We start from the raw sequence: 14,398 nt of genomic DNA on the forward strand, positions 1-14,398 counted from the left end.
CGGGATCATGGAAAAGTTCGGGAAAAGTCAGCCGATCACACGGGTCGAGGATCAGCGATTTCTGACCGGGCACGGGCGCTACGTGGACGATATCGCGCCCGCGAATGCGCTGCATGCGGTCTTTGTGCGCGCGCAGGTCGGGCACGGCACACTGACGGGGATCGATACGGTGGATGCGGCGGCGATGCCCGGCGTTCATGCGGTCATCACGGCGGACGATCTGGTGGCGGCGGGCATGGTGCTGGACCTGGTCGGCGCGCGGATCGGCAACCGCGACGGCAGCAAGGGTGCCTATACCCGCAGGCCCATTCTGGCCCAAGGTCGCGTGCGCCATGTCGGCGAACCGATTGCCTGCGTCGTGGCCGAGACCCTGGCGCAGGCCCGCGATGCGGCGGAGATGGTGATGGTCGAGATCGACGACCTGCCCGCCAAGATGGATGTAGCCCCGGGCGGCGCGCTGCTGCACGAGACGGCCCCCGACAACCTCGCCTTCGACTATGCACTGGGCGACGAGGCGGCGGTGGATGCCGCCATCGCCGCTGCCACCCATGTGGTGCAGGTGCAGGTCACCGACAACCGCATCATCTGCAACGCGATGGAACCGCGCGGCTGCTATGCGGAGGTGACGGATGGCCGCCTGCATGTGGCGCTGAACGGGCAGGGCGTCTGGGCCACGAAGGACGATCTGGTCCGGCATTTCAAGCTGGACAAGAGCGAGATCCGCGTCACGACCCCTGATGTCGGCGGCGGCTTCGGGATGAAGGCGATGCGCTACTCCGAACCCTTCGTGGTGGCGCAGGCCGCGCGCAGCCTTGGTCGCCCGGTGCGCTGGATGAGCGAGCGGACGGAAGGCATGCTGACTGACAACGCCGGCCGCGATCTGATCACGCAGGCGACGCTGGCCTTTGACGCGGATCATCGCCTGACCGGTTACAAGCTGGACACGCTTGCCAACATGGGGGCCTACAACAGCCAGTTCGGGCAGGGCATCCAGACGGACCTGTTTTCCAAGGTACTGACCGGCACCTATGCCGTGCAGGACGCCTTCATGCGGACGCGCGGCGTCTATACCAACACCACGCCCGTCGACGCCTATCGCGGGGCCGGGCGGCCAGAGGCGATCTTCGTCCTTGAACGGTCGATGGACGAGGCGGCGCGGCAGTTGGGCCTGTCGGGCTGGGACCTGCGCAAGCGGAATTTCATCGCGCCCGACCAGTTTCCCTATACCACCGCCAGCGGCATGACCTATGACGTCGGCGAATTCGCCGCGCTGCTGGACACCGCACAGGATAATGCCGACACCGACGGCTTTGCCGCGCGGCGGGCTGCATCCGCGTCACGCGGCATGCTGCGCGGGCAGGGCGTCTGTTACTATATCGAAAGCATTCTGGGCGATCCTTCGGAAACGACGACCGTCGAATTCACCGAAGAGGGCGCTTTGATCTACGTCGGCACGCAATCGAACGGGCAGGGGCATGAAACCGTCTATGCGAGGTTCCTGTCGGATCAGACCGGCATCCCCGCCGACCGCATCCAGGTCGTGCAGGGCGACAGCGACCGCATTGCCACGGGGGGCGGCACCGGCGGGTCGCGGTCGGTCACGGTGCAGAACACCGCGACGCTGGCGACTGTGGACGCGATGATCGCCGCCTTTTCCGGCTACCTGTCGGACAAGGAAGGCGGCGACGTGCAGTTCGATGACGAGCGCTTTCGCATCGCCGGGTCCAACCTGACGCCGACCATGCTGGAGGTCGCGGACATGGCCCGCGCCGACGGCCGCACCGATCTTTTGCGCCACAGCCAGCGGATCACGCTGGACAACCGCAGCTTTCCCAACGGGGCCCATGTGGTCGAGGTCGAGATCGACCCCGAGACCGGGCAGACCACGGTCGACCGCTATACCGTGGTCGACGATTTCGGCAACTTGATCAATCCGATGCTGGTCGAGGGTCAGGTGCATGGCGGCGTGGTGCAGGGCCTCGGGCAGGCGCTTGCGGAACGGGTCGTCTTCGACGACGACGGCCAGCTTTTGACTGCAAGTTTCATGGATTACGGGATGCCCCGCGCGGCGGACGTGCCGCCGATCGGCTTCTCTACCCGCGGCACCCCGTCGAGATACAACCCGATGGGCATGAAAGGCTGCGGCGAGGCGGGGACCGTCGGCGCGCTGGCCGCCGTGGCGAATGCCGTGCTGGACGCGCTTTGGGACGAAGGCGTCCGGCGGATCGAGATGCCGTTCACCCCGCACCGCGTCTGGTCCTGGTTGCGGGAAGCCCGCTCTGAAGCCGCATAACTGGCTCCTTGGCCTTTTCGGCCGCCAGCCGCGTCAGAAAAGCGGCGCACCGCGCGGGCGGGGGCCTGCCACGCATGTCATCATCCTCGACGGCACCATGTCGTCCCTGCGCGAAGGCCATTCCACCAACGCCGGCCGCACCTTCAAACTGCTGCGCGAGGCGGGTCGCCGCGCCAACCTGACGGTCTACTACGAGGCGGGCATCCAGTGGTCCGACTGGCGCCATACCTGGGACGTGATGTCCGGGCGGGGCGTCAACGAACAGATCCGGCGGGCCTACGGCGTGCTCGCGTCGCGCTATCGCCCCGGTGATACCATCGTGCTGATGGGCTATTCGCGGGGTGCCTTCGCTGTCCGGTCCCTCGCGGGTCTGGTGGGCCGGGTCGGTCTGCTGCGCCACGATCATGCGACGGTCAGCGCCGTGCGCACGGCGTTTCGCCATTATCAGGCCGGCGGCGGGTCCGATGCCGCGCGCGCCTTTCATCGCCTCATGTGCCACGATGCCGTCCAGATCGAGGCGGTTGCCGTCTGGGATACAGTCAAGGCGCTGGGCCGCCGCACACCACTCGACCGCAGCGACATCCACGGCTTTCACGACCAAAGGCTGGGTCAGCACGTGCGGCACGGTTATCACGCGCTGGCCTTGAACGAGAGGCGCAACGTCTTTGCACCAGTGATGTGGAACACCGCAGAGGATCACCGCGCCACCGTCGAACAGGTCTGGTTCCGCGGCACCCACGGCGATGTTGGTGGTCAGGTAGGCGACTTTCCCGCCGCCCGACCCTTGGCGAATATCCCGCTGGTCTGGATGCTCGAAAAGATATCCGAACGCGGCGTGCCGCTGCCCGACGGCTGGCGGTCGCGCTATCCCTGCGACGTCGATGCGCCCTCCATCGGACAATGGCGCGGCTGGGCCAAGTTCTTTGTGATGCGACAAGGCCGCGCGATCCTGTTCGATCCGTCAGAGCGTCTGCACGACACGGTCATCCGGTCCGAACCGGTCTCGCATCAGACGGCCTTTCACACCTGAGCGTCAACCGATCTGCATGATGAGGCAGGTCGTGGACCCGGTTGCGTAAAGCTTGCCATCCGGCCCCTCGATCCGGCCGGACGCGACCCCGGTGGACCGACCCGCATGATCGACGATGCCGGTCGCGGTGACGCTCAGACCAAGGGGAATGGCCCGCACGATGTTGATCCGGTATTCCAGCGTCGTGTAGATGGCGCCCTTCGGCACCATCGTCATCACGGCGCAGGCCATGCAACTGTCCAGCAGCGTGCCATACCAGCCGCCGTGGACGCCACCGACGGGGTTGGTATGGGCGAATTCCGGTGTGCCGCGAAAGACGGTGCGACCGGGTGTGACCTCATCGAGCGCAAAGTTCATGCCCTCTGCGATCGGCGGGCCGGGCAGGTTGCCGTCGCGCACCGCCTGCATGAATTCAAGACCCGACAGCGACAGGATGGTGTCGCGGTCGGGTAGGTCGGACAGGGTTCTGGCAATGGGCATGGGGCCTCCGGCGTATCTGGCCAGAGGCTGCCGGATCAGGCCACGTTCTGCAAGCGGGGCTGCGGGGCCAAGCCCAGCGCGCGGCAGACATCATGGGTCAGTTGCGGCTTGTTCAGGGTGTAGAAATGCAGGTGTTCGACGCCGCCTTGCAGCAGATCATCGCAGAGTTCGGTGGCCAGGGCCGTCGCCAGCAGATCGGCATTGCCATCGCGCAGCGCATTCTCGAAGGCCTGCGCAATCACGGGCGGGATGCTCGTGCCGGTCATGGCGGCGAATTTCGCGGCACCCGTCCAGTTTTCCACGGGCAGGATGCCGGGGATGATCGGCGCGTCGATTCCGGCCTTCACGCATTTGTCGCGGAACCGGAAAAAGGTCTCTGCCTCGAAAAAGAACTGCGTGATTGCGGCCGCCGCACCGGCGTCGATCTTGCGCTTCAGCCAGGCGACATCGGCGTCCTGACTTGCGGCTTCGGGGTGTTTCTCGGGGTAGGCACCCACGCGCAGGGTAAACTTTCCGGTCGCCGACAGCGCCTCGATCAGTTCGACCGAGGATGCGAAACCGTCCGCGTGGGCCGTGAATTTCGTGCTGCCTTTTGGTGCATCGCCCCGCAGCGCCACGATATCGGTGATCCCGACGGCGGCGTATTCCTGGGCGATCGCCAGCGTTTCGGCGCGGGTTGCGTCCACGCAGGTCAGATGCGCCGCGACCTTCAGGCCGGTCGTCTTGTCGATTGCCGTCACCGCCTCGTGGGTCAGTTTGCGGGTCGTGCCCCCCGCCCCGTATGTGACCGAAACGAATTCCGGGGCGAGCGGGGCCAGCGTGTTGACGCAATCCCACAGACGAAACGACCCTTCGAGGCTTTTCGGCGGAAAGAATTCGAAGGAGATCTTTGGGCGGGTCATGGGAGCGGTCCTGTGCTGCGGTCTTGTCATATGTGGCATCGCGTTGCATATGAGGCAAATTCATAACGCTCACGATGATTATGAGAGAAAGCGAGATATGCACATCGAGTTCCGCCATCTGCGCACGATCAAGGCGATTCACGACACTGGCGGGCTCAGCAACGCGGCGGACCTGCTTGGCATGACCCAGTCGGCGTTGTCCCATCAGATCAAGGGGATCGAGGATCAGGCCGGGGTGGAGCTTTTCGTGCGCCGCACCAAACCGCTGCGCCTGTCGGCGGCGGGCATGAAGCTGCTGGCGGCAGCGGAATCCATCCTGCCGCAAGTGGCCGCATTGGAAGCGGAATTCGACGGTCTGATCACGGGCAAGGCCGGGCGGCTGCATATCGCCATCGAATGTCACGCCTGTTTCGAATGGCTGATGCCGGTGCTGGACGCCTTTCGCAAGGCCTGGCCCGAGGTCGACGTCGATATCCGTCCGGGCCTTGCCTTCGACGCGCTGCCCGCACTGCGCCGCGAGGAGGTTGACCTCGTGGTCTCCTCCGATCCCGAAACGCTGGAGGGTGTGGAGTTCACGCCGATTTTCGACTACGAGCCTGTCTTCGTCGCGGCAGCCAGTCATCCGCTGGCCCGGAAGCAGTTCGTCGAGGCCGAGGACTTTCGCGGCCAGACCCTGATCACCTATCCGGTGGACCGCCATCGGCTGGATGTGTTCAACGCCTTGCTGACGCCAGCCAAGGTCGAACCGGCGACGGTGCGGCAAGTGGAGCTGACTGCCATGATCCTTTTGCTTGTGGCGTCCAATCGCGGAGTCGCTGTGCTGCCGGATTGGGTCGTGCGACAAGTGCGTTACAATTCGGATTACGTCACGCGGCCCCTGACCGCGCAGGGCATAACCAAACGCCTTTACGCAGCGACCCGCACGGCGGATGCGGGGTTGCCGTACCTCAGCCATGTGGTGCGACTGGCGCGACAAGAGGCGGTGAAGCTGCAGCGGCCCTAGGCGGCTGCGGTCGTGCGTCGGTTCTCTAGGATCGTGCGGACATCGGCAAACGGCCGCGCCGGTGAATAGTAATAGCCCTGAACGATCTCGCACCCCATGCCACGCAGGATTTCGAGCTGGGTCTGCGTTTCCACACCCTCGGCTACGATCTTGACACCCAGGCCGCGCCCCATGTCGAGGAAGGATTTCACCAGCACGTCTGTCGCCCGGTCCGTTCCGAGCCTGCGCACGAAGCCGGTGTCCAGCTTCAATTCGTCGAACTCAAGCTCTTGCAGGTGCTGGAAGGATGCAAAACCGGTGCCGAAATCGTCCAGGGAAATCCGTGCGCCCGCCAGTCGCAGCAGGGATATCGAATCCTGTATCATCCGGCCGGCACGGGCGAGGAAGATATCCTCGGTCACCTCGAAGGTCAGATGCGGGCGCAGGGACGGGTATTCGGCGACGGCGGCGATCAGGGCATCCCGCCCGGACCTTGTGGCCAGCGTGACCTCGGCCAGGTTGATCGAGACCTGTTCGGGCAGCAGACCAGCCTTCTGCAATGTCGTCATGTCCGCCAGCACCGTCCGCAGGATGTGTTGCTGAAAATCGGCTTGCAGGCCCAGTTCGTTGATGGCCGGCAGGAACGATCCTGCGGATCGCATGTCGCCGTTCGGCCGCACCCAGCGGGCCAGCGCCTCCAGCCCGATGATCCGGCCTGTCGCGATTTCGACCTGCGGCTGATAGAAGGGACGTATTTCGCCGCTCTTGATGCCAGTCAGAAGACGTGCCCGATCATCCAGGGTCAGGCGGCGCGGAAAGCTCTTGTTGTCGAAGATCACCACATGCGATTCAAGTCCGATCTTGGCCTGATACATGGCTTGATCCGCTTCGTTCAGCAACTGATCGATCGTGGTGTCCCTTTGTGCCGGGGCGATACCGATGCTGGCACCGACCTGCAGTTTGCGTTGATCGAACTGCACCGGCTTGCGGATATGGCGCAGGATGTCGTCGGCGATGCGCACCATGTCCATGGGGGTCAGAGGGCCGGGCCAGGCGACTGCGAATTCATCGCTACCCAGACGCGCGACGATGCTTGACCCCGACAGATCGGTGCTCAGCCTGCGGCCCACTTCCTTCAGCAGGGCGTCGCCTGCGGCGTGGCTGTAGCTGTCGTTGATTGGTTTGAACCCATCCAGATCGATCAGGAACAGGGCCCCGTTGATCGCCCGCCCCGACCGGTTTCGATACAGGACCTTCGGCGCGATCTGATCGAAGGCGCGGCGGTTCGGCAAGCCGGTCAACACATCGCGCAGCGACAGATCCTCGAGCTCCACCAGACGGCGAGTGGCGAGTTCACGCATGTTTTCATAGGCTGACAACGTGTCCTTGTGGTTCTGCGTGGTCTGCACGGTGTTGGCAAAATAGACCAGCAAAAGGCCCCCGACGGTAAAACCCTCGAGGGGTGCCGAGACAACGACCTTCTGCTGGAACAGGTAGAGGACGACCTGGATCACCACCATGTAAGCGGGTATCAACATGCTCCAGTTGTAGAGCGGCACGGCGACGAAAGAGTTCGAAATGTGGACCAGCGCCCCGAACATCCAGATGCAGGCGCAGATCAGCATTGCGGTGGTGCCGCCGTTGGCAAACAGCGTCGCGGCAAACATGTAGGCCATCGTCGTCGATACGGCGACGATCCAGACAGCGCCACACCGCAGCGGGCCGGGCGGCGGGCCGTCGATGCGTTGTCCCGCGCCGGCCAGATAGGCCATCATCTCAGAGACGCTGACGAGGACAGCCATCACCACGGCGGCGCGATGTTCCCCCGCCAACATCATGATGCTGCTGACCAGCGGCACAAGGCTCATGCGGCGCAGGCGATCCCTGCGGACAATGTGGATTGTCAGTCGGGTTTCAAGTACGAAACGGTCCTTCAGTCGTTCCAGCATTTTTGCCCCAGATGACACAGAAGGACAGGTATCGCCCGCGTGCGCGAAGATTCCCTTAACGCCCGCCCGCCGCCGCACCTTGTATAGACCGCCCGCCCGTCCTATACGCCGCCCTTGATCAATGGACGGAGGCCCCGATGGCTGGCAGTGCGAACCTCAACGTGATGATGAAGACCGCCCGCAAGGTGGGCCGTGCGCTTCTCAAGGACTTTGGCGAGGTCGAGCAGCTGCAGGTCAGCACCAAGGGTCCCGGCGATTTCGTCAGCCGCGCCGACCGCCAGGCCGAGGAGACGATCCGCAACGAGCTGATGCACGCCCGGCCGAGTTATGGTTTCGTCGGCGAAGAGGGAGCGCTGATCGAAGGCGAGGACCCGACGCGCCGCTGGATCGTCGACCCGCTCGACGGCACCACCAACTTTCTGCACGGCCTGCCGCACTGGGCGGTGTCCATCGCCCTTGAACACAAGGGGCAAGCGGTGGCCGGCGTCGTCTACGACCCGGTGAAGGACGAGATGTTCTATGCCGAAAAGGGCGGCGGTGCCTTTCTGAACGAAAGCCGCCTGCGGGTGTCCGCGCGTCACCGTCTGATCGACAGCATCTTTGCCACAGGCCTGCCCTTTGCCGGTCGCAGCGATCTGCCGGAATCGTTGCAGGACCTCGCGCGCCTGCTGCCCGCCTGCGCCGGTGTGCGCCGGTTCGGGGCGGCGTCGCTCGACCTCGCCTATGTCGCTGCCGGTCGCTATGACGGCTATTGGGAACGCAAGCTGAAGTCCTGGGACATGGCCGCCGGTCTGGTCATCGCCAAGGAAGCGGGTGCCATCGTCGAATCCGTGACCAAGGACGGCGATCCGCTGGCCGATGGGTCGGTCCTGTGCGCCAATAACGAGATTTTCGCGACTTTCGCCAAGGTCATCCGCAAGGACTAGCGCCTGCGGCGCACCGTCGGCACGCGGCTTGATCCGTCCGTATAGGTCGCGGCCGGGTGCGGCGGCTGGCCGTGCGTGACGCGCCAGAAGGCTGTCCCACCCAGCCTACGCCACAAGGGCACCGCCAGGATCAGTCCCGCGACGAAGCCGCCGATATGCGCCCAGTAGGCCACGCCGCCGTCGCCCTGCGGCCCAAGGCCCCCGAACGCCTGCATCGCGAACCAAAGGCCCAGCATGATCCAGGCGGGCACCGGAAATACCTTGAAGAAGACGATCAGGATCAGGATGATGTCGACCCGCGCGCGGGGAAACAGCAGCAGGTAGCCGCCCATCACGCCCGCGATCGCCCCCGATGCGCCCACGGTCGGCACGGCCGAGGTGGGGTCGATCATCACCTGCGCCAGACCCGCCGCCACGCCGCAGGCGACGTAGAAGCCGGCAAAGGTCAAATGCCCCATCCGGTCTTCCAGGTTGTCGCCGAAGATGAACAGGAACAGCATGTTGCCTGCCAGATGCAGAAAGCCCGCGTGCAGGAACATCGAAGTGAGCAGGCCGGAGAAGCCTTCTCCGCCCGCCAACCGGGCCGGGATCAGCGCGTAATGATAGTAGAACCAGTTGATCGCATTTGTGTCGGTGATCGTCGTCACGGACCACAGCCAGATTGCCACGTTGGCGATAAGCAGGGCATAGGTCACGAAGGGCGTGCGGTTGGACGGGTTATGATCGCGGATGGGGAACATGGCGGGATAGGTGCAGCCTGCCGGGCTGGGGTCAAGGGGGCGCGGACACCGCACCCCCAGCGCGTCTTCAGGGCGTCGAGCCAGCGACCTCGGCCAGAAGCGCCGCATTGCCGCCCGCCGCCGTCGTGTCGATGCAGACGTGGCGTTCGTGCATGACGTGGGCGGTGTCAGGCATCTCCGTGACGAGACTGACAAGCGGGCCGTCACGTTCGGTCAGGGCGCGGGCATAGGCGCTGCCCTGCGCCGCGTCCCCCCACCACAGCACGGTGGCAAGCGGTTCCAGCGTCGTCAGCGTCGCCGCGGCGACGCTGCCCTGCGCCATCACCGGCTGGCCGCCCAGCAATTCGACCTCTCGCGCCTGTGCCGTGGCGGCGGCGGGACCCGGGCCAAGACACAGGACCGGGCCGCGCGGATGCGCAGACAGGCGGTTCGATTCGCCCGTCGGCCCCGGCATGTCGCGCGGAGCCTGCGCGGGCGGAACAGGGGCGTCGCGCAGGGCCTTTGCCAGCCGCGCGGGTGTGTCCTGACCGGACCAGCTCGCGGCACTGGCATGGGCGGGCTGTGGTGCCGCAAACCGGGGTAGGTAGTGGGGGCCGCCAGCCTTGGGGCCAGTGCCCGACAGTCCTTCGCCGCCAAAGGGCTGGCTGCCCACGACGGCGCCGATCTGGTCGCGGTTGACGTAGATATTGCCGCACCGAATGCGGTTCACCATCATCTCGACCCGGTCGTCGATGCGGGTGTGCAGACCGAAAGTCAGGCCGTAGCCTGTTGCGTTGATCGCCGCGATCACCTTGTCGAGGTCCTGCGATCTATAGCGCACCACATGCAGGACCGGGCCGAAGATCTCCTTCTCCAGCTGGTCGATCCCGTCGAGCGCGATGATCGTAGGGGCCACGAATTCACCCAGCGCCGGCACCGCAAGCTGGTGCAGCACGCGCCCTTCCGCCGCCGCCTGCGCGATGTGCGTGTTGATGCCGTCGCGGGCCGCCGCGTCGATCACCGGGCCGATGTCCGTGGACAGCGCCCAGGGATCGCCCAAGGTCAGGGTGTTCATCGCGCCCTTCAGCATGGTCAGCAGCTTGTCCGCGATGTCGTCCTGCACATAAAGGCAGCGCAGCGCGGAACAGCGCTGGCCTGCAGAGCGGAAGGCCCCGTTCACGATGTCACGCACGGCGTGTTCGGGCAGGGCGGTGCTGTCCACGATCATCGCGTTCAACCCGCCGGTTTCCGCAATCAGCGGCGTACCGGGGGCGCAATGGTCGGCCATGCTTGCGGCGATCTTGCGCGCCGTGGCGGTCGATCCGGTGAAGGCCACACCATTGACCCGCGCGTCTGCCGTCAGTGTCGCACCGACGGCACCGTCACCGGGCAGGCACTGCAGCACATCCTGTGGCACCCCGGCCGTGTGCATCAGGCGCACCGCCAGGTCGGCGATGATCGGCGTCTGTTCCGCCGGTTTCGCAAGCACGGCGTTGCCGGCGGCGAGCGCCGCCGCGACCTGCCCGGTAAAGATCGCCAGCGGAAAGTTCCACGGGCTGATGCAGGTCCAGATACCCCGCGGTGCCGCATCGGGCATCTGGCGCGCCTGTGCCGCGTAGTAGCGCAGGAAATCCACCGCCTCGCGCAATTCGGCCACGCAGTCGGGCAGACCCTTGCCCGCCTCGCGCGCGAGGATGGCGAAAATCTCGCCTGCGTGGGCCTCGTAGGCGTCGGCGGCGTCGGTCAGGGCCTTGGCGCGGGTGTCGGCGCTCGCGTTCCATGGTCTTGCGGCATCGAAGGCCGCAGCAGCGACGGCGTCGGTGGCGGCCATGGCGCGCCCCACGACATCGCCGGGTCGGGCGGGGTTCATCCGTGGGGCGGCATCGCCCGTCGCCGTGAACCCGGCGACACGCGGGGCGATGTCCCAGACCGTCGCGTGATGGGGCTGCCGGTCTTGAGCGATGGCGGCCAGCGTCGGTGGCCATGTCAGGTCGAACCCCTTGGAGTTCACGCGGTCCGCAAACAGCTTTGGCCCGCTGCGGATCGACGGCTTCGTGCCGATCTGGTCGAAGGGGTCGGCGGCTACGACCTCGGGGGCGACGTCCTCGTCGACGATCTGGTTGACGAAGCTGGAGTTGGCCCCGTTTTCCAGCAGGCGACGCACGAGGTAGGCCAACAGGTCCTCGTGCGCGCCGACGGGGGCATAGATGCGGCAGCGGGTGTGTTGGTCGGCCAGCACCAGCGTATGCAGGGTTTCGCCCATGCCGTGCAGGCGCTGGAATTCATAGTCCGCCGGACTACGGTTCATCTGCCGCGCCAGGTCGAGGATCGCGGCCACGGTATGCGCGTTGTGCGTGGCGAACTGCGGATAGATGCGGTCGGTCATCCCCAAGAGCTTGCGCGCGTTGGCGATATAGCTGACATCCGTGTGCGCCTTGGCGGTGAAGACGGGAAAGCCGTCCATGCCCATAACCTGCGCACGCTTGATCTCGGCATCCCAGTAGGCACCCTTGACCAACCGCACCATGATCCTGCGGTCCAGCCGTTCCGCCAAGGCGTGCAGATGGTCGATCACGAGCCCGGCGCGCTGCCCATAGGCCTGCACGACCACGCCGAAACCGGACCAGCCCGCCAGCGCCGGTTCCGCCAGCACCGCTTCGATCACGTCAAGCGACAGGGCGAGGCGATCAGCCTCCTCGGCGTCGATGTTGAAGCCCATGCCGGCGGCCTTGGCGAGGATCGCAAGGGCGGTCGCGCGCGGCACCAGTTCGGCCATGACGCGGTCCTGCTGCGCGACCTCATAGCGCGGATGCAAGGCCGACAGCTTGACCGAGATGCCGGGATTCCTGGCGACGGAGTCGTGGGTGCAATGGGCGGCAATCGCGGAAATAGCGCGGGAATAGGCAAGCTGGTAGTGCCTCGCGTCCTTGTCGGTGCGCGCCGCCTCGCCCAGCATGTCGTAGGAATAGGTGAAACCCTTGGCCTGCATCCCCTCGGCCCGCTTCATCGCGGTGTCGATGGTCTCGCCCAGCACGAACTGGCGGCCCATTTCGCGCATCGCACGGCTGACGGCGGTGCGGATCACCGGCTCCCCCAGGCGCTTGATCGCACCCTTCAGGTGGCGGGTCAGACCCGGCTTGTCATCGTCCAGCACCCGGCCTGTCAGCATCAGGGCCCAGGTCGAGGCGTTGACCAGCGAAGACGCGGAATGCCCCAGATGCCTGCCCCAGTCCGAGGGTGCGATCTTGTCCTCGATCAGCGCGTCGATGGTATCGGCGTCGGGCACGCGCAGCAGCGCCTCGGCCAGACACATCAGGGCAATGCCTTCGTCCGTGGACAGGCCGTATTCGGCCAGAAAGACCTCCATCAGGCCCGGATCGGAACTGGCGCGGATGCGCCGCACCAGATCGGCCCCGGCCGCCCCGATCCGTGCCCGGTCGGTCGTGGTCAGCCCGGCATCCTCCGCCAGGACGCTGACCACGGTCATCTCGTCGGCATACATGGTGGCGTCGATCTTGGCGCGCAGGTCGGTCCGGGCATCGCGAGGCATGGGGAAACTCCAGCAGGGTTGGTCCATGATAGCGTCTTGCCGTCAGGCGATCTGCCCGCTAATAATCGGAAATTGGTCAAAACGATCCGCATTGACGGGGTATTCATGGTCGAAAAGACTGCCGCTCTCGATCCATTCGACGCGAAGATTTTGGATGTCCTTGCGGTGGACGGGCGCATCAGCGTGACGGCGCTGGCCGACCGCATCGGCCTGTCGAAATCCCCGACTCAGGCGCGTCTGCGCAAGCTGGAGGCGGACGGCGTGATCCGCGGCTACCGCGCGCTGTTCGACCCGATCGCGCTGGGCCGCGACCACGTCGCCTTTGTCGAGGTGCGCCTGTCGGACACGCGCGAGGTGGCGTTGAACGCCTTCAACCGCGCCGTGCTGGACGTGCCGCAGATCGAACAGTGCCACATGATCGCGGGGTCCTTCGACTATCTGCTGAAGGTGCGTACACAGGGGATGACGGACTACCGGCAGGTGCTGGCCGACTTCATCTCGACCCTGCCGCATGTGGCCGGAACGTCCACCTACGTCGCCATGCAGGCGGTGAAGGAAGAAGGCGTCGCCCCGGTCCGCCCCGCAGGCTGACGCTTCTGTGACTTGACGTAAACTCTTCCCCACCGAAGATGGCGGTATGAGACTGCTCCTTGCCCTCTGCGTTCTGGCCGGGCCTGCGTTCGCGCAGGACATAACCTTGCCCGATAGGACGGAACCCGAGGCCGTCTGCCCAGCGGCTCCCGACCATGCCGCCGACCAGGACCGGATCATCGCGGGCTTGCAGGCCGCCCCGGACGAGGCGAGCGCAAGGCCGCTGATGGATCAGTTGTGGCAGACCTGGACCCACGCGCCTGACCGGACGGCGCAGGATTTGCTGGACGCGGGCATGGCCAAGCGAGACGGCTACGATTTCCTCGGCGCACGCGACACCTTCGATACGCTGGTGGAATACTGTCCGGACTACGCCGAAGGCTACAACCAGCGCGCCTTTGCCAGTTTCCTGCGGCAGGAGTATGACTCGGCCCTCTTCGACCTCGACAAGGCGCTATCGATCACCCCGAACCACGTGGCCGCCCTGTCGGGCAAGGCCTTGACGCTGATGGGACTTGGCCGCACCGAGGAGGCGCAGGCGACCCTGCGCGACGCACTTGCGCTGAACCCCTGGCTGAAGGAACGGGCGATGCTGATCGAGCCGCCCGGTACCGACCTCTGATCCCCTTGCCCCCGTCGAGACCCGCCGCTACCAAAGCGCCGTGCCCCCGTGGTGGAATGGTAGACATCGGAGACTTAAAATCTCTTGGGCTATGCCCGTGCCGGTTCGAGTCCGGCCGGGGGCACCACTTTCAGGTCGTCATTCCCCTTATTTACAACGCTACAAGGCCACCATACACTCCCTTAGGTCCACACGTAGGTCCACATAGGGGTTCCGGGATGAAGGCCGATTTGAAGCTGAAGCATGTCAAGATCGACGCCAACGGTCGGTACCGTTATCGCCGTCGCGTCCCTCAGAGTCCGATTCGGAACTATGTGAGAGAAGTCATGAGTTTGCGAGCATGCGGGTGACGCG

At 65.4% G+C, this 14,398-nt stretch carries 11 protein-coding genes and 1 tRNA gene; 7 read left to right on the plus strand and 5 right to left on the minus strand.

Annotation, left to right across the window (positions count from 1 at the left end; all coding sequences use genetic code 11):
* Nucleotides 1-7 precede the first annotated feature (7 nt).
* Together ACOI1H_RS06755 and ACOI1H_RS06760 are read left to right on the plus strand one after the other, a co-directional pair.
* Complete coding sequence (locus tag ACOI1H_RS06755) at nucleotides 8-2,293, plus strand: xanthine dehydrogenase family protein molybdopterin-binding subunit (RefSeq protein ID WP_422436108.1); 2,286 nt, start codon at nucleotides 8-10, stop codon at nucleotides 2,291-2,293.
* Nucleotides 2,280-3,323, plus strand: coding sequence for a DUF2235 domain-containing protein (locus ACOI1H_RS06760; RefSeq protein WP_422436118.1), 1,044 nt, complete (start codon nucleotides 2,280-2,282; stop codon nucleotides 3,321-3,323). Before ACOI1H_RS06755 ends, ACOI1H_RS06760 begins: the two co-directional genes overlap by 14 nt.
* Before the next feature lie 3 nt (nucleotides 3,324-3,326).
* Here ACOI1H_RS06760 and ACOI1H_RS06765 read toward each other — a convergent pair whose 3' ends face one another.
* Together ACOI1H_RS06765 and metF are read right to left on the minus strand one after the other, a co-directional pair.
* On the minus strand, nucleotides 3,327-3,803 hold the full coding sequence (locus ACOI1H_RS06765; protein ID WP_422436109.1) for a PaaI family thioesterase: 477 nt from the start codon (nucleotides 3,801-3,803) through the stop codon (nucleotides 3,327-3,329).
* A 35-nt stretch (nucleotides 3,804-3,838) separates the two neighbouring features.
* Complete coding sequence (gene metF / locus ACOI1H_RS06770) at nucleotides 3,839-4,705, minus strand: methylenetetrahydrofolate reductase [NAD(P)H] (protein WP_422436110.1); 867 nt, start codon at nucleotides 4,703-4,705, stop codon at nucleotides 3,839-3,841.
* Between the two features lie 97 nt (nucleotides 4,706-4,802).
* Between metF and ACOI1H_RS06775 the strand changes: the two genes are divergently transcribed.
* Entirely contained in the window at nucleotides 4,803-5,708 is a 906-nt protein-coding gene (locus ACOI1H_RS06775; RefSeq protein ID WP_422436111.1) for a LysR family transcriptional regulator, read from the plus strand.
* Here ACOI1H_RS06775 and ACOI1H_RS06780 read toward each other — a convergent pair.
* Nucleotides 5,705-7,636, minus strand: a complete 1,932-nt coding sequence (locus ACOI1H_RS06780; protein WP_422436112.1) for a putative bifunctional diguanylate cyclase/phosphodiesterase — start codon at nucleotides 7,634-7,636, stop codon at nucleotides 5,705-5,707. The two genes, ACOI1H_RS06775 and ACOI1H_RS06780, sit on opposite strands and share 4 nt — an antisense overlap.
* 137 nt (nucleotides 7,637-7,773) lie before the next feature.
* Between ACOI1H_RS06780 and ACOI1H_RS06785 the strand changes: the two genes are divergently transcribed.
* Nucleotides 7,774-8,562 (plus strand): inositol monophosphatase family protein, encoded by a 789-nt coding sequence (locus ACOI1H_RS06785; protein ID WP_422436113.1) that lies wholly within the window; start codon nucleotides 7,774-7,776, stop codon nucleotides 8,560-8,562.
* On the opposite strand, the gene ACOI1H_RS06790 is transcribed toward ACOI1H_RS06785, so the two are convergent.
* Nucleotides 8,559-9,302 carry a rhomboid family intramembrane serine protease gene (locus ACOI1H_RS06790; protein WP_422436119.1) on the minus strand — a complete coding sequence of 248 codons (744 nt, stop codon included), beginning with the start codon at nucleotides 9,300-9,302 and terminating at the stop codon, nucleotides 8,559-8,561. The genes ACOI1H_RS06785 and ACOI1H_RS06790 overlap by 4 nt on opposite strands.
* A 67-nt stretch (nucleotides 9,303-9,369) precedes the next feature.
* Nucleotides 9,370-12,831, minus strand: a complete 3,462-nt coding sequence (gene putA, locus ACOI1H_RS06795; protein WP_422436114.1) for a bifunctional proline dehydrogenase/L-glutamate gamma-semialdehyde dehydrogenase PutA — start codon at nucleotides 12,829-12,831, stop codon at nucleotides 9,370-9,372.
* A gap of 105 nt (nucleotides 12,832-12,936) precedes the next feature.
* Here putA and ACOI1H_RS06800 point away from each other — a divergent pair, with 105 nt between their 5' ends.
* The 3 genes from ACOI1H_RS06800 to ACOI1H_RS06810 all read left to right on the plus strand — a co-directional run bounded on the left by ACOI1H_RS06800 (nucleotide 12,937) and on the right by ACOI1H_RS06810 (nucleotide 14,171).
* Nucleotides 12,937-13,422 (plus strand): Lrp/AsnC family transcriptional regulator, encoded by a 486-nt coding sequence (locus tag ACOI1H_RS06800; RefSeq protein WP_422436115.1) that lies wholly within the window; start codon nucleotides 12,937-12,939, stop codon nucleotides 13,420-13,422.
* Nucleotides 13,423-13,528: 106 nt separating this feature from the next.
* Nucleotides 13,529-14,044: a tetratricopeptide repeat protein gene (locus tag ACOI1H_RS06805; protein WP_422436117.1), complete on the plus strand. Its 516-nt coding sequence runs from the start codon at nucleotides 13,529-13,531 to the stop codon at nucleotides 14,042-14,044.
* 42 nt (nucleotides 14,045-14,086) lie between these two features.
* Nucleotides 14,087-14,171 (plus strand) — tRNA-Leu (locus ACOI1H_RS06810).
* Nucleotides 14,172-14,398: the final 227 nt, after the last annotated feature.

The sequence above is a fragment of the Loktanella sp. DJP18 genome (genome assembly GCF_049310965.1).
Classification (GTDB): Bacteria; Pseudomonadota; Alphaproteobacteria; order Rhodobacterales; family Rhodobacteraceae; genus Loktanella.